Genomic DNA, 15,073 nt, shown 5'->3' with positions numbered 1-15,073 from the left:
CGCGGCTACAGCCGGCAGGAGCGGATGTCCGAGGCCAGTACCGCCTTGGCCCCGGCCTCGGCCAGCTCGTCCATGATCAGGTTGACCTCCTTGCGCGGCACCATCGCGCGCACCGCCACCCAGTCCTGGTCGGCCAGCGGCGCCACGGTCGGCGACTCCAGGCCGGGGGTGATCGCGATCGCGGTCTCCAGCAGCGTCCGCGGGCAGTCGTAGTCCAGCATCATGTAGTGCTGGGCGAAGACCACCCCGCGCAGCCGGGCCGCCAGCTGGTCCTTCGCCCGGGTGACCTCCGCGCCGGTGCGCTGCACCAGCACCGCCTCGGACACGCAGATCGGGTCACCGAAGGCCACCAGGTTGTGCTGGCGCAGGGTGCGGCCGGAGCCGACCACGTCGGCCACCGCGTCGGCCACGCCGAGCTGGATGGAGATCTCCACCGCGCCGTCGAGCCGGATCACCTGCGCCTCGATGCCCTGGCGGGCCAGGTCGTCGCGGACCAGGCGCGGGTAGGAGGTGGCCAGCCGCTTGCCGTGCAGGTCGGCGGGCTTCCAGTCGCGACCGGCCGGCGCGGCGTAGCGGAAGGTCGACCCGCCGAAGCCGAGCGCCAGCTTCTCCTCCACCGGCGCGCCCGAGTCCAGCGCCAGGTCCCGGCCGGTGATGCCGAGGTCCAGCTCGCCGGACCCGACGTAGATCGGGATGTCCTTCGGGCGGAGGAAGAAGAACTCGACCTCGTTGGCCGGGTCGAGCACGGTCAGGTCGCGCTGCTCATGTCGCTGCCGGTACCCCGCCTCACCGAGCATCTCCGAGGCAGCCCCGGCCAGCGCTCCCTTGTTCGGCACAGCGACACGCAGCACTTTCGACTCCTTTGTAGCGGGACCGGCCCTACAGGTACCGGTAGACGTCCTCAGTGGACAGTCCGCGGCCCAGCATCAGCACCTGGACGCGGTACAGCAGCTGCGAGATCTCCTCGGCGAGCCGCTCGTCGGACTCGTGCTCGGCGGCGATCCACACCTCGCCCGCCTCCTCGAGCACCTTCTTGCCCTGGGCGTGCACACCGGCGTCCAAAGCGGTCACCGTGCCCGATCCGGCGGGCCGCGTGCGCGCGCGATCGGCCAGCTCCGCGAACAGCTCATCGAAGGTCTTCACGGTCTGCAGATCCTTCCACCCCAGGTGCGCGCCCGCCGACCGGGGCCGCCCCGGGTGCCAGACCGGTCACACCGCGAGCCTGCTCCGAATGGTCCAGTCGATGTTGACGTTCGGCGCCGGGTCCACTTATCTCAAATGGTCCTCGGTACATGGGAGACAACGGGAAGAAGTGATATGGAGAACCAGCGATCACTGGGCAAGCCGCAGATCAGGTTGCCGGAGCGACCCGAGGAAATCGACCAGGACGCCGAGTACTGCTCGGTTCTGCTGGACGGTGAATGGGTCGACATCCGCTTTCACGACTACCACCGTATCTACCGCATTAACGGGCTGTACGAGCAGTTGTTCCACGAAATTCTCGATTGCCGGTCCCCCGACGTCATCGCCAAGCTGCTGAAGGAGCAGTTGCAGCGCGACGGTTACGACGCCGAGGGGCTGCGCGTGCTCGACCTCGGCGCGGGCAACGGCCTCGTCGGCGAGCAGTTGCGCACGATCGGGGTCGGCCACCTGGTCGGCGCCGACATCATCCCGGAGGCGGCCGAGGCCGCGCGCCGGGAACGGCCCGAGGTCTACGACGCCTACCACGTCGGCGACGTGACCGCTCCGTCCGAAGAGACCGCGGCCGCGCTGGCGGCGGCGAAGTTCAACACCCTGGTCTGCGTGGCCGCACTGGGTTACGCGGACATCCCGCCGAGCGCGTTCCGCGCGGCGTTCAACTTGGTCTCCGACGGCGGCTGGATCGCCTTCACGATCAAGGACAGGTTCCTCACCGAAGAGGACACCTCCGGTTTCGCCGGGTTCATCCAGACCTGCCAGGACAACGGCGTCCTCGAGGTCCGCGCGACGGAGCGCTACCGGCACCGGCTCAACATCAGCGGCGAGCCACTGCACTACGTGGCCGTGGTCGGCACCAAGCACGCCGACATCCCCGCTGAATTCACCGAATTCCCCTAGCACCACCGGTACGGCCACGAACGGTCCGTTCCGCGGCGAGAACCGGCACCGGAACGGACCGTTCGCGGCAGGTCAAGGCGCCAGCAGCGCCACCAGCGCGGCGGGCTCCACGCCGACCAGCGAGTCCTTGAACACCCGGCGCGGTCCCGGGGCGACCTCGACGTCGTTCGGCACCACCAGCACCGTGCAGCCGGCGGCCACCGCGGATTCGGTGCCCGGCGGCGAGTCCTCCACGGCCACGCAGCGCGCGGGGTCCACTTCGAGCAGTCGCGCGGCCAGCAGGTACGGCTCCGGGTCCGGTTTGTTGCGGCCGCCGACCTCGTCCCCGCACACGGTGACGTCGAAGAACTCGCGGCCGATGGTGTTCAGCGCGAGTTCGGTCAGCTCCCGCTCGGTGGAGGTGACCAGCGCCGACGGGATGCCGGCCGCGCGCACCGCGGTCAGCGCCTCGTGCGCCCCCGGCCGCCACGGCAGCGCGTCGCCGAACAGCTCGGCGGTGCGGGTGCGGATCCACCGCGCGATCTCCGCGCGCAGCTCCGGGGTGTCCGGTTTGCCCAGTGCGCCCAGCAGGAACCCGGTGGTGGTCTCCATGTTGGACCCCACCAGGGTCAGCCGCTGCGCCTCGGTCAGGGTGCCGCCGAGCCACTGGGCCACCTCGTACAGCGCGACGTCCCACAGCTTCTCGGTGTCGACCAGGGTGCCGTCCATGTCCCAGAGCACCGCGGCGATCCCGGTTCCGGCCACCGCACCGTCCACTGTGGACGCGTGAGTCACGTGTTCTCCTAGGTGTTGAAGTACTTTGCTTCCGGGTGGTGGCAGACGATCGCGTCGGTGGACTGCTCCGGGTGCAACTGGTACTCCTCGGACAGCTTGACCCCGATGCGCTCCGCGCCGAGCAGCTCCACGATCTTCGACCGGTCCTCCAGCTCGGGGCAGGCGCCGTAACCGAGGGAGAACCGCGCCCCACGGTACTCGAGCTTGAAGTACCGCTCGATCTCCTCGGGGTCCTCCTCGGCCACCGCGGCCCCGCTGGCGAAGTGCAGCTCCTCGCGGATCCGCCGGTGCCAGTACTCGGCCAGCGCCTCGGTCAGCTGCACGCCGAGGCCGTGGACCTCGAGGTAGTCGCGGTAGGCGTTCGCCGCGAACAGCTCGTTGGCGTAGTCGGCGATCGGCTGGCCCATGGTGACCAGGGTGAACGGCACCACGTCGACCTCACCGGCGGCGAGCGCCAGCTCCCGCGGGCGGTAGAAGTCGGCCAGGCACAGCCGCCGGTCACGGCGCTGGCGCGGGAAGGTGAACCGGGTGCGCTCGGGCGCGTCCGGCTTCGCGTCGGCGAGCACCACCAGGTCGTCGCCGTCGGCCACGCACGGAAAGTAGCCGTAGACCACCGCCGCGTGCGCCAGCACGCCGTCCGCGGTCAGCTTGTCCAGCCAGTACCGCAGGCGCGGCCTGCCCTCGGACTCCACCAGCTCGTCGTAGGTCGGGCCGCTGCCGCCGCGGGCGCCCTTGAGCCCCCACTGCCCCATGAAGGTGGCGCGCTCGTCCAGCATCGCCGAGTACTCGGCCAGCGGCACGCCCTTGATCACCCGGCTGCCCCAGAACGGCGGGGTCGGCAGCGCCACGTCGGCGGCCACGTCCGAGCGCGCGGGCGGCGGCTCCTCCTCGGCCGCCTCCTGCTTGGCGCGGCGGGCCTCGGCGATGCGCAGGGACCGTTCGCGCCGCGCCTTGCGCTCGGCGCGCTTGGCCTGCTCCTCCTCGTCGAGCACCGGCGACTCGCCGCGCTTGGCGGCCATGATCGCGTCCATCAGCCGCAGGCCCTCGAAGGCGTCCCTGGCGTAGCGGACGTCCCCGAGGTACATCTCGGTGAGGTCGTTCTCCACGTAGGACCTGGTCAGCGCGGCGCCGCCGAGCAGCACCGGCCAGCGGGCGGAGACCCCGCGGGAGTTCATCTCCTCCAGGTTCTCCTTCATGATCACCGTGGACTTGACCAGCAGGCCGGACATGCCGATGGCGTCGGCCTTGTTCTCCTCGGCGGCGTCCAGGATCGAGGTGATGGGCTGCTTGATGCCCAGGTTCACCACCTCGTAGCCGTTGTTCGACAGGATGATGTCGACCAGGTTCTTGCCGATGTCGTGCACGTCGCCCTTGACCGTGGCCAGCACGATCCGGCCCTTGCCGCCGGAGTCGTCCTTCTCCATGTGTGGTTCGAGGTAGGCCACCGCCGCCTTCATCACCTCGGCGGACTGCAGCACGAACGGCAGCTGCATCTGGCCGGAGCCGAACAGCTCGCCGACGGTCTTCATGCCGGACAGCAGCGTGTTGTTGATGATCTCCAGCGCCGGGCGTGTTTGCAGCGCCTCCGCGAGGTCCTCGTCGAGGCCGTTGCGCTCGCCGTCGACGATCCGCCGCTCCAGCCGGTCGAACAGCGGCAGCTTGGCCAGCTCCTGCGCGCGCGACTCCTTCGACGAGGACGCCGTGACGCCCTCGAACAGCGCCATGAACGCCTGCAGCGGGTCGTAGCCGTCGGCGCGGCGGTCGTAGACCAGGTCGAGCGCGACCTTGCGCTGCTCGTCCGGGATCTTCGACATCGGCAGGATCTTCGAGGCGTGCACGATCGCGGTGCCCAGCCCGGCCTGCACGCACTCGTGCAGGAACACCGAGTTCAGCACCTGCCGCGCGGCCGCGTTCAGGCCGAAGGAGATGTTCGACAGGCCCAGCGTGGTCTGTACCTCGGGGTGGCGGCGCTTGAGCTCGCGGATGGCCTCGATGGTCTCGATGGCGTCCCGGCGCGACTCCTCCTGCCCGGTGGCGATGGTGAAGGTCAGCGTGTCGATGATGATGTCGGACTCGGCCAGCCCGTAGTTGGTGGTGATGTCGGTGATCAGCCGGTCGGCGATGGCCACCTTGTGCTCGGCCGTGCGGGCCTGGCCCTCCTCGTCGATGGTCAGCGCGACCACCGCCGCGCCGAACTCGGCGACCAGCTCCATCACCTTGGTGAAGCGGGACTCCGGGCCGTCGCCGTCCTCGTAGTTGACCGAGTTGACCGCGCAGCGCCCGCCGAGGTGCTCCAGGCCGGTCCGGATCACGTCGATCTCGGTGGAGTCGAGCATGATCGGCAGGGTGGAGGCGGTGGCGAAGCGGGAGGCGATCTCGGCCATGTCCGCCGCGCCGTCGCGGCCCACGTAGTCCACGCAGACGTCGAGCATGTGCGCGCCGTCGCGGGTCTGGTCGCGGGCGATCGCGACGCAGTCCTCCCAGCGGCCCTCCAGCATCGCCTCGCGGAAGGCCTTCGAGCCGTTGGCGTTGGTCCGCTCGCCGATCATCAGCACGCTGGCGTCCTGCTCGAACGGCACCGCCTGGTACAGCGAGGACACGCCGGGCTCGGGGCGCGGGCGGCGCTGGGCGCGCTCGGTCTCGCGGACCGCGGCGACCAGCTGGCGGATGTGCTCGTCGGTGGTGCCGCAGCAGCCGCCGACCAGGCCGACGCCGAACTCCCGGACGAACCCGGCCAGCGCCTCGGCGAGCCCCTCCGGGCCGAGCGGGTAGACCGCGCCGTTCGGGCCCAGCTCGGGCAGCCCGGCGTTCGGCATCACGGTCAGCGGCACCTTCGCGTGCTTGGACAGCTGGCGCAGGTGCTCGCTCATCTCGGCCGGGCCGGTGGCGCAGTTCAGCCCGATCAGGTCGATGCCGAGCGGTTCGAGCGCCTGCAGCGCGGCGCCCACCTCGGTGCCGAGCAGCATGGTGCCGGTGGTCTCGACGGTGATCGAGGCGATGATCGGCACCCGCCTGCCCTCGGCGGCCATCGCGCGGTGCGCGGCCACGATCGAGGCCTTGGTCTGGAGGATGTCCTGGGTGGTCTCGACCAGCACCGCGTCGGCGCCGCCGGCCAGCAGCCCGCGCACTTCCTGCACGTAGGCGTCGCGCAGGCGGGCGTAGGGGGCGTGTCCCAGTGTGGGCAGCTTGGTGCCGGGACCGACCGAGCCGAGCACGAACCGCGGCTGGTCCGGGGTGGCGAACTCGTCGGCGGTTTCCCGCGCGAGGCGGGCGCCGATCTCGGACAGCTCGAAGATGCGGTCCTCGATGTCGTACTCGGCGAGGTTGGCGAAGTTGCAGCCGAAGGTGTTGGTCTCGACCGCGTCCGCACCCGCCTCCAGGTAGCCGCGGTGGATCTCGCGCACCACGTCGGGGCGGGTGACGTTGAGGATCTCGTTGCAGCCTTCGAGACCGTCGAAGTCGTCGAGGGACAGGTCGTGGGCCTGAAGCGCGGTGCCCATCGCACCGTCGGCCACCACAACCCGTTCGGCGAGGGCGTCCAGCAAGGGCGAAGAGAGTCGTTCGGCCATGCTCCTTAGCCTACGGTCAGCGCGGCCTCGGCCAGGTCGTAGGCTGGCACAGTGAGTGAGCCCGAACAGCCGAACAGCCCGCACGCCGAGCCGGCCCCGGAAGCCGCCGACGACGGCAAACCCGTCATGGTGGTCGCCTTCGAGGGCTGGAACGACGCAGGTGACGCGGCCAGCACCGCGATCGAGCACCTGCAGCTGAACTGGGACGCGACCCCGCTGGTCGAGCTCAACCCCGACGAGTACTACGACTTCCAGGTGAGCAGGCCCACTGTCCGCATGGTGGACGGCGTCACTCGAAGGGTGGAATGGCCGACCACCCGCCTGGCGGTATGCCACCCGGAGGGTTTCGGCCGCGACGTGGTGCTGGTGCAGGGGCCCGAGCCGAACATGCGCTGGCGCGCGTTCTGCACCGAGTTGCTCGAGCACATGGAGCACCTCCAGGTGTCCACCGTGGTGACGCTGGGCGCGCTGCTGGCCGACACCCCGCACACGCGGCCGGTCCCGGTCACCGGCACGGCCTACGACGCGGCCGCCGCCGCGCGCTTCGGCCTGGAGCGCAACCGCTACCAGGGCCCGACCGGCATCGTCGGCGTGCTGCAGGACGCGTGCGTGCAGGCGGGGATCCCGGCGGTGTCGGTGTGGGCCGCGGTGCCGCACTACGTCTCGCACCCGCCGTCGCCGAAGGCCACGCTGGCGCTGCTGCACAAGCTCGAGGACATCCTCGACGTGGAGATCCCGCTCGGGGCGCTGCCCGAGCAGGCCGAGGAGTGGCAGCGGACGGTCTCGGAGATGGCCGACGAGGACGAGGAGATCCGCGACTACGTGCGGTCGCTGGAGGAGCGGGACACCGAGCTCACCGTGGACGAGGCCAGCGGCGACAAGATCGCCGCCGAGTTCGAACGCTACCTCCGGCGCCGCCGCCCCGGCGGCCTCGGCTAATTGGTTTCGGCTCCGTAATGTTGGTTTCGGCTCCGCCGAAACGGTGAGGTCGCTTTTGAGCCGGTGTTCGGGCGCACGCTGGAAACGGCCTGGGGGGCCGTTTCCAGCGCACCCCCGAACACCGGCGCGACCTCACGGTTCGATCGGGGTGTATCTGGGCGGGCTCCTCGGGCCGTTCGGGGCGGGTGTGGTGGTGGCGATGCTGCCCGAGCTCGCCGCCACCTACGGCACCAGCCCGGCCGGGGCGGCCTCCTCGCTGACGGTGTACCTCGTGCCGTTCGCGGCCATCATGCTGGTCTCGGGCACGCTCGGTGAGCGTTGGGGCGTGGTCCGCACCCTGCGCGTCGCCTATGCGGCCTACGCGGCGACCGCCCTGCTGGCACTGGTCGCGCCCTGGTTCTGGCTGTTCCTGACGGCACGCGGGCTGCAGGGCGCTGCCAACGCGTTCATCACCCCGCTGCTCCTCGCCCAACTGGCCGCGGTCACCCCGCGTGACCGGCTGGGCCGTTCGCTCGGGCTGTTCGCCGCGATGCAGGCGCTCGGGCACACCACCGCGCCGCTGGTCGGCGGGCTGGCCGCGGAGCTGTCGTGGCCCTGGGCCTTCGCCGGGATCGCGGTCACCGCGCTCGCGCTGGCCGCCGCTCCCCTGCCCGCCGCCCCCGGCCAGGCCGAAGCCGGTCCCCGCGCGGACTGGCGGTCCGTGGTCCGGCCGTCGGTGGTGCCGGGTGTGCTGGTGCTCGTCGGCTGGGGCTGCCTGGCCGGGTTGTCCTTCCTGGTCGCGTTCCGGCTGGAGGACGTCTTCGGGCTCAGCTCGGGGCCGCGCGGGCTCGCGCTCACCGCGTTCGGCGCGGCCGGGTTCCTCACCGCCCGGCTGAGCGGGGCGTTCGCCGACCGGTTCGGGCCGGTGGTCGCGCTGGTCACCGGGCTGCTCGGCGGCGGGGCCGTGGTCGCGCTGCTCGGGCTGGCCGGGTCGCTGCCGGTGCTCGTCGCGGCCTGGGCGATCGGCGGCGTGGTCGCCCAGCTGATCTCGGTCGGCACGAACACGCTGGTGATCACCCGGGCGGGCACCGCGCGCAACGGCGCGATCTCGGTGGTCCAGGCACTGCGGTTCCTCGGCATGGCCTGTTCCCCGCTGGCCTTCACCGGCCTCTACCACGCCGATCCGCGCCTGGGCTTCCTCGTGCCGGCGGCGGTGCTCGTGCTCGCCACCCCGATCCTGGTACGCGCCCGATGAGCATCCCCCTCAGGGGTTGTCCGACTTGAGGATGACTTCGAATCCGCCTTCACGCCGTCGTGCGGACCGCGCCGAACAGCGAGGATGATCAGCATGGGGAGGACCGAGGCGCTGGTGCGCCGTCGCTGGGCGGTGCTCGCGATCCTGTGCGCCAGCCTGCTGCTGGTCTCGATCGACGCGACCGTGCTGCACATGGCGCTGCCCGCGATCGCCGAGGACCTGCGCCCGGACGCCACCGAGCAGCTGTGGATCATCGCGGTGTACTCGCTGCTGGCCGCGCCGCTGCTGCTGGCCTTCGGCACGCTCGGCGACCACTACGGCAGGCGGCGCGTGCTGGTGCTCGGCTACGTGGTGTTCGGGCTGGCGTCGTTCGCCGCGGTGTTCTCGGTGAACGTGCCGATGCTGATCGCCGCGCGGGCGCTGCTCGGCGTCGGCGGCGCGATGATCATGCCCGCCACGCTGTCCATCCTGCGGCAGGCCTTCCCCGATCGCGCCGAGCGGCGCACCGCCATCGGCGTCTGGAGCGGGGTGGCCGGGTCCGGCGCGGTGCTGGGCCCGCTGCTCGGCGGTTTCCTGGTGCAGGAGTTCAGCTGGCACGCCGCGTTCGCCATCAACGTGCCGGTGATGCTGGCCGCGCTGCCGCTGACCTACTGGCTGATCCCGGAGTCCGCCGATCCGCCCGAGGGCCGGTGGGACCTGCTCAGCGCGCTGCTCGCGGCGGGCGGCGTGCTCGGCGTGGCGTTCGCGATCAAGCAGACCCCGCACGGCGGTTCGATGTCCGTGCTCGGCCCGGCGGCCGGGCTGGCCGGGGTGGCGCTGCTGGTGGTGTTCGTCCGGCGGCAGCGGCGGCTGGTCTCGCCGCTGCTCGACCTCGCGCTGTTCCGGCGGCGCGCGTTCAGCGTGGCGGTCGGCAGCGTGCTGCTGGTGATGCTGTCGCTGGTCGGGCTCGGCCTGCTGTTCGCCCAGTACCTGCAACTGGTGCTGGTGCTCGAACCGATGGAGGCCGCGCTGCGGCTGCTGTTCGTGATGGTCGCGGCGGTGGTCGGCAGCCTGGTCGCGGCCCCGATGCTGCGCTGGTTCGAGGGCCGCGCGGTGACCGTCGGCGGGTTCGCCGTGGTCGGGCTGGCGCTCGGCGCGGCGGCGCTGTGGCTGGACACCACGGAGAACCTGTGGCTGCTCGGGCCGGTGCTGGTCGCGGTCGGCTTCGGCATCTCGGTGGCGCTCACGGCCGCCTCCGACGCGCTGCTGGCCGCCGCGCCGGCCGAACAGGCCGGTGCCGCCTCGGCGGTCGAGGAGACCGCGTACGAACTGGGTGCCGGGCTCGGCGTGGCGGTGCTGGGCAGCATCGCCGCCGGTGTCTACACCGCCGCTTTCCCCGCCGTCGCGGGCGTTCCACCGCACGAGGCGGAACTCGCCGGACGCGGGCTGACCGATGCGGCCGAGGCCGCGTCGGGCCTTCCGGAGCCGGTCGCCGGGCAGCTGCTCGAAGCGGCGCGCGGCGCGTTCGTCGACGGCATGACCGTCGCGCTCGCCACCGGCTTCATCACCTTCGCCGTCGCCGCCATCGCCGCGGCCCGGCTGCTACCGAAGACAGGAGTCGCACGATGACCACGACCGAGATCAGGGCGGGCTGGCGCACCCCGGCGGCGTTCTACCGGCTGATCAGCTCGCCCGCGCTGCGGGCGGCGTTCGGCTGGGACCTGCGCTCCCGCGACGTCCGCTGGGTGCGCCCGGTCGAGGGCATGACCTGCCTCGAAGTCGGCAGCGGCGGCGGGTTCTACACCCGCGCGCTGGCCGGGCACCTCGGCGCGGGCAGCGAGCTGATCGCGCTCGACCCCGACGCGGGCAGCCTCGAAGTGCTGCGCGAGCGGCTGACCGGCGCGCCGGGCGCGCGGATGCGCTACCAGGCCGGGGACGGCTGCGCCCTGCCGCTGCCGGAGTCCAGTGTGGACGCGTTGTTCTACGGCTACAGCCTGGAGGAGTTCAGCGACCCGCTGGCCGCCATCCACGACGCGCACCGGGTCCTGCGGCCCGGCGGGCAGCTGGTCCTGTTCCTGTGGCGGCCGGTGATCGGGCGCCGCCGCCGGGCGCCGGTGCTCGAGCTGCTGGAGTCGACCTTCACCAGGGAGCGGGTTTCGGCCGGGCCGCAGAACATCCGCCTGTCCTACCGCCGCTGAAGCAGGTAGGAGAACCGCCGGATGCGCGGCTCCCACCGCTGCAACGCCGACACGTCGGGCAGGTCCACCTCGGCGGAGACCCGGACCAGCCCGGCGTGCAGCCGCCGCCAGTCCCCGAGCCGTCCGACCGCACCGGCGACCCGGTTGCGCCCGTCACGCGGTTCGAGGTCGTCGACGAACTCGTACCAGCTGCTCGACGGGTCGCGGTGCACCAGCCCGCCGGTGATGGCGTTTTCCGGGTCGGGCCGGGTGTCGAGCACGTCGCACAGCAGGCGCGCGTGCGCGGTGAGCAGGGCCAGCAGCAGCACGACGGCCTGGTACTCCCCCGGTTCGCCGTCCTGGCCGAGGAACCGGGAAGCCACCGAGAGGTCACGCGTGGAGCGCACCATGCGGTACAGGTTCACCAGCCGCTTCGCCTCGCGCGGGGTGGCCACCAGCGAGTCCAGAGTGGACAGCAGTTTCAGCTCGGGTTCGGTGAGCGGCCGGGGTTCCACCGGGCGCGCCGACGTGCGCTGGCTGTCCACTTCGGACCCGGCCTCGATCTGGATGGCGGCCTGGTCGGCCCCGGCGGGCTTCGGCGAGGACCAGGTCACCGGCTCGCGCGGCGTGGTCCGCACCATCGACCGGAGCAGCCGGGTCATCCCGTCCGCGGCCAGGCCCGGCAGCACCAGCGGGATGTTGACGATCTTCTCCAAGTAGTCCTCGGGCGTGACCCCGTCGTCCAGTATCTCCGCGTAGTGGCTCCGCAGCGCGCGCAGCAGCCAGCGCGGGTCGACCCCGACGACCACGACGAAGAGTTCGAAGGCGAGCAGCAGGTGCACCGCCTGCAGCACCTCGGCCACCTGCCGCGGGCTGCAGCGGTCCAGGTCGTCGATGTAGAGCACGATCCGGTCGACCGGGCGCGGGTTCCCCTCGTCCGGGTGCTCGCGCCACTCGGCCATCAGCTTGACCAGCTGCTCGAAATCCTTGCGGATGGTGGAGATGATGCCGAGGTTGCCGGCGTAGGACTCGCTGCGCGCGCGGTCGGCGAGAAAGGTGTACAGGCGCCGTCCCGGGGTGAGCTGGGTGAGCTGCCTGCCGAGTTCTCCCACCTGGGAAACGACTTCCGCGAGCTGCGCCTCGGCGACCCGTTGCTGCGCCTCGGCCGCGCGCAGGGCCTCCAGCTTCTCCGGCAGTTCGGCCTCGGCGGCCTGGGTGATGCCGGTGTGGAGGTCCTCGCTCAGTTCGCGCAGGCCGCGCATCCCGGAGCGGACGCGGGCGAGCACGGTGATGCCGGTCCCGGCGAACACGGTGAACAACGCGGCGACCCCGGCGAGCCACTCGCGGGCCAGCGGCGCCACCAGCCCGACGACCAGGATCACTGCGGCCAGGGCGAGCGCGATCTTGCCGTGCCGTTCGCCGGGCAGCCGCCGCAACACGGCCGCGTCGTCGAGCGAGCCGCGCATCTGCTCGGCCAGCAGCCGCCCCTGTTCGGCTTCCGCGGTGACGCCGAGCCGGTGCCACAGCCGGTCGACGCGGTCGCGGAAGGCGGTGGAGTTCCGCAACGCCGCGACGAGCACCTCGGCGCTGCGCTCCCGCCCGGCCGCGGCAGCGTCCACTTCGGACTGCAGGGTGGCCGCGGCTTCGCGTGCCTCCTGGGTTTCCGCCTCCAGCCGGCGTCGCTGGTCGAGCCGCTCGGCGAGTTCGGCGCGGATCCGCTCGGCGCGTTCCGGTGACTTCGCGTCGACGCCGGCGAGCTGCCGGAAGATCTCGTCGCCGAGGCTGGCCCAGAGGTTGCTGTCGGCGTAGTGCCAGGCGTTGAAGCCGATCTGCACGATGTCCTGGCTGGTCAGGCGTTCCACCTCGCCGCGGAGCAGGCCCATGAAGTAGCTCTTGCCGCTGCCCCATTCGCCGAACACCCCCACCGACAACGGTAACGGCGTAGCCGGATCGGCGATCACCGTCGCCAGCATCGAAACGTAGGGCGCGACGTCCAGCTGATCGTCTTCGAGCGGAATGCTCCGATTGGGGTCGACGAGGTCCCGGCTCACCCCGCCTTCCAGCTCGAGCGCGGCTTCAGCCGGTTCACCGCCGGCGAACGCGGTGCGGATCGCTTCGGTGTCTTCCCGGCTCTTCGCGAAGAACACCAGCCGCCGCAGCACGGTTCCGGTCATCCCGTCGAGCGAGGCAATGGCCGCGGGCACCACCGCCCCGGCCGCCACCGCCGCCGAATTGCCCATCAGCCCGGCGGTGAGCAACGGCATTCCCAGAGCGGTGACGCCGGTGCGGATCGCGAGCGAAACAGCCCCCATCACCGCTGTCGCGGCGTCCTGTTCCTCCGCCGACATCGACGAAACCAGGATCGCCAGCCTCGGGCCGGGACCAGGCAGCTCGATCGCCCTCGGCAGCTGCGGGACAACGCTGTCGAACGAGACGGTGCTCCACGCCGCGGTGGGATACTGCTCCTCGAGTGCCTGGCCGAGTTCGCCGAGCCCTTCGCCGACCGGCACCACGATCGCATCGATCTTGAGCGCCCAGGGGCGGCTCGTCGTGGCCACCGAGCACGCGACGGAACCAATCACCCCGAGCCGCCGGTACTCGTGCTCGTTCGGATCGGTCATGAGCCAGGAACTCTAGCGGCACGCCGGCGGGGCCGTGAGCGCGCCCACGGCCCCGCCGATCCGGTCAGCCGTTCGGGCAGCTGCTCCGGAACTCCTCGACCAGGGTGGACTTCGACGGGCCGGGGCAGAGGAACTGCTCGTACCGGGTGTCGTTGTCCACGAACCGCTTCAGCCACGAGATCATGTACTTCGCCTGCGTGGTGTTCGGCGTGTTCGGGAAGAAGTGGCTCGCGTTGTTCAGCTCCAGGTACGCCTTGTCCGGCGCACTGCTCAGCGAGGTGTAGAACGGCTCGGCGTGGCTGGACACCGGCGCCACCGAGTCCGACTCCCCGCCGACGATGAAGGTGGGCACCTGGTCGGTGTTCCACGTCTTGTCGGTGTTCCACGGCGCGAGCGGGATCGCCGCCTGCAGGCTCGGGCGCTTGACCGAGGCCTCCAGCGACCCGCCGCCGCCCATCGAGTGCCCGGCCACGGCCAGCCGCGTCGGGTCGATCTTGCTGCGCACCGTGGTGGGGCTCTGCTGGGTCAGGTAGTCCAGCGCGGCGAGCAGCTGGTCACCACGGCTGTCCGGCTGGTCGTAGATGGTGTTCGTGTCGATGGTGATCACCACGAACCCCTGCGAGGCCAGCCGCCTGCCCATCCACGAGATGCTGGACTGGGTGGCGGTGAACCCCGGCGAGATGGCGAGCGCGCCGTAGGTGCCCTCGCTGGTGCTCGTCGGGTAGTAGACGGTGCCGCCGCCGAACCCGGTGACCAGGCTGGACACGCTGCTCTCGGCGGTGGCGAACGGGCCGGTGGTGGCCTCGATGCTGGAGTTGGTCGGGGCGGGACCGCGTTCGTACGGGTTCTCGGCGGCGCCCGCGGCGGGGGCGGCGAACGCCGCGGCGCCCAGCGCGAGGGCGAGCGCGGCACCGGTGAGTCGTCTGCGCACTTCGTTGTGCTCCTTCGGGGTGGATCGGTGACGGACCGTGCTGACTGTGGCACCCGGCGCGCCCGCCCGGCATCGGTGAAATCGCCAGCCCGCCACCCGGCTTCCGGCGGCGCGCCCCGGCACGGGCAGCCGGTTACGCTTTCCGGTCGTGACCGCACCCGAGGAGCTCGTCCGCCTGGCCGCGCGCAAGCTGGCGCGCGGGGAACGGCTGGACCTGGGCGCGCTCGCCGCCGAGGCGGGCATCTCCCGGGCCACCCTGTTCCGCCGCGTCGGCAACCGCGAGGACCTGCTCGGCGACGCGCTCTGGCGGATGTCCGAGCGCACCCTGGCCAGGGCGGTCCGCCGGTGGGAGCAGACCGAGGGCCCGGTGGTGCGCGACGCCGGGGGCCGCCTGCGCTGCCTGACCGTGATGGGCTGGTACCGCTCGGACGTGGCCACCGCGAGCGGGCTGCACGTGCTGCTGGACAACGAGCCGACCACGGCGATCCGGGTGCTCACCGACCCGCACGGCCGGGTCCAGCCCAGGGTGATCGCCGCCTACCGGGACCTGCTCGCCCGCGACGTCGCCGACGGCGGGTTCACCCCGGTGGTCGACCTCGACTCGCTCAGCTTCGCGTTGGTGCGTCTGGGCGAATCCTTCCTCTACTCCGACGTGGTCGCGGCCGGGAAACCGAACCTGGAAGCGGCGGCCAAGCTGCTGGGAGTCCTCGTCGAAGGGACACCGGTCGCGGTCCGGTAGGCCGGCGCGGTGG

At 71.7% G+C, this 15,073-nt stretch carries 12 protein-coding genes; 6 read left to right on the top strand and 6 right to left on the bottom strand.

The window, feature by feature from the left end; translation table 11 throughout:
- Positions 1 to 5: 5 nt before the first annotated feature.
- On the bottom strand, positions 6 to 851 hold the full coding sequence (hisG, locus tag JYK18_RS31435; protein ID WP_206807049.1) for an ATP phosphoribosyltransferase: 846 nt from the start codon (positions 849 to 851) through the stop codon (positions 6 to 8).
- Positions 852 to 879: 28 nt separating this feature from the next.
- Positions 880 to 1,143: a phosphoribosyl-ATP diphosphatase gene (locus JYK18_RS31430; protein ID WP_206807048.1), complete on the bottom strand. Its 264-nt coding sequence runs from the start codon at positions 1,141 to 1,143 to the stop codon at positions 880 to 882.
- 174 nt (positions 1,144 to 1,317) lie between these two features.
- Between JYK18_RS31430 and JYK18_RS31425 the strand changes: the two genes are divergently transcribed.
- Positions 1,318 to 2,097 carry a class I SAM-dependent methyltransferase gene (locus JYK18_RS31425; RefSeq protein WP_206807047.1) on the top strand — a complete coding sequence of 260 codons (780 nt, stop codon included), beginning with the start codon at positions 1,318 to 1,320 and terminating at the stop codon, positions 2,095 to 2,097.
- 72 nt (positions 2,098 to 2,169) lie between these two features.
- On the opposite strand, the gene JYK18_RS31420 is transcribed toward JYK18_RS31425, so the two are convergent.
- Positions 2,170 to 2,871 carry an HAD family phosphatase gene (locus JYK18_RS31420; RefSeq protein ID WP_307796139.1) on the bottom strand — a complete coding sequence of 234 codons (702 nt, stop codon included), beginning with the start codon at positions 2,869 to 2,871 and terminating at the stop codon, positions 2,170 to 2,172.
- Between the two features lie 8 nt (positions 2,872 to 2,879).
- On the bottom strand, positions 2,880 to 6,440 hold the full coding sequence (gene metH, locus JYK18_RS31415) for a methionine synthase (protein ID WP_206807046.1): 3,561 nt from the start codon (positions 6,438 to 6,440) through the stop codon (positions 2,880 to 2,882).
- A gap of 51 nt (positions 6,441 to 6,491) precedes the next feature.
- On the opposite strand from metH, the gene JYK18_RS31410 reads away from it, so the two are divergent.
- The 4 genes from JYK18_RS31410 (at position 6,492) to JYK18_RS31395 (ending at position 10,790) form a co-directional block, all read left to right on the top strand.
- Positions 6,492 to 7,379 (top strand): PAC2 family protein, encoded by an 888-nt coding sequence (locus JYK18_RS31410; protein ID WP_206807045.1) that lies wholly within the window; start codon positions 6,492 to 6,494, stop codon positions 7,377 to 7,379.
- 148 nt (positions 7,380 to 7,527) lie between these two features.
- Entirely contained in the window at positions 7,528 to 8,613 is a 1,086-nt protein-coding gene (locus tag JYK18_RS31405; protein ID WP_374195075.1) for an MFS transporter, read from the top strand.
- 93 nt (positions 8,614 to 8,706) lie between these two features.
- Positions 8,707 to 10,221 (top strand): MFS transporter, encoded by a 1,515-nt coding sequence (locus tag JYK18_RS31400; RefSeq protein ID WP_206807044.1) that lies wholly within the window; start codon positions 8,707 to 8,709, stop codon positions 10,219 to 10,221.
- Positions 10,218 to 10,790 (top strand): class I SAM-dependent methyltransferase, encoded by a 573-nt coding sequence (locus tag JYK18_RS31395; RefSeq protein ID WP_206807043.1) that lies wholly within the window; start codon positions 10,218 to 10,220, stop codon positions 10,788 to 10,790. The genes JYK18_RS31400 and JYK18_RS31395 overlap by 4 nt, the downstream gene beginning before the upstream one ends.
- On the opposite strand, the gene JYK18_RS31390 is transcribed toward JYK18_RS31395, so the two are convergent.
- Positions 10,778 to 13,390 (bottom strand): P-loop NTPase fold protein, encoded by a 2,613-nt coding sequence (locus JYK18_RS31390; RefSeq protein WP_206807042.1) that lies wholly within the window; start codon positions 13,388 to 13,390, stop codon positions 10,778 to 10,780. The genes JYK18_RS31395 and JYK18_RS31390 overlap by 13 nt on opposite strands.
- Before the next feature lie 64 nt (positions 13,391 to 13,454).
- Positions 13,455 to 14,321 (bottom strand): alpha/beta hydrolase, encoded by an 867-nt coding sequence (locus JYK18_RS31385; protein WP_206807041.1) that lies wholly within the window; start codon positions 14,319 to 14,321, stop codon positions 13,455 to 13,457.
- Positions 14,322 to 14,469: 148 nt separating this feature from the next.
- Between JYK18_RS31385 and JYK18_RS31380 the strand changes: the two genes are divergently transcribed.
- On the top strand, positions 14,470 to 15,060 hold the full coding sequence (locus JYK18_RS31380; RefSeq protein WP_206807040.1) for a QsdR family transcriptional regulator: 591 nt from the start codon (positions 14,470 to 14,472) through the stop codon (positions 15,058 to 15,060).
- The last annotated feature ends 13 nt before the right edge of the window (positions 15,061 to 15,073 follow it).

It is taken from the genome of Amycolatopsis sp. 195334CR (assembly GCF_017309385.1).
Taxonomy (GTDB): Bacteria; Actinomycetota; Actinomycetes; order Mycobacteriales; family Pseudonocardiaceae; genus Amycolatopsis.
The sequence above is the reverse complement of the archived record's forward strand: the minus strand, read 5'-3'. Positions and strand labels throughout refer to the sequence as shown.

What these genes read in the sequence shown, in the direction of transcription:
- JYK18_RS31425 (WP_206807047.1), top strand. Translation starts at nt 1,318, where the DNA reads ATGGAGAACCAGCGATCACTGGGCAAGCCGCAGATCAGGTTGCCGGAG.
- metH (WP_206807046.1), bottom strand. Translation starts at nt 6,440, where the DNA reads ATGGCCGAACGACTCTCTTCGCCCTTGCTGGACGCCCTCGCCGAACGG.
- JYK18_RS31400 (WP_206807044.1), top strand. Translation starts at nt 8,707, where the DNA reads ATGGGGAGGACCGAGGCGCTGGTGCGCCGTCGCTGGGCGGTGCTCGCG.
- JYK18_RS31395 (WP_206807043.1), top strand. Translation starts at nt 10,218, where the DNA reads ATGACCACGACCGAGATCAGGGCGGGCTGGCGCACCCCGGCGGCGTTC.
- JYK18_RS31390 (WP_206807042.1), bottom strand. Translation starts at nt 13,390, where the DNA reads ATGACCGATCCGAACGAGCACGAGTACCGGCGGCTCGGGGTGATTGGT.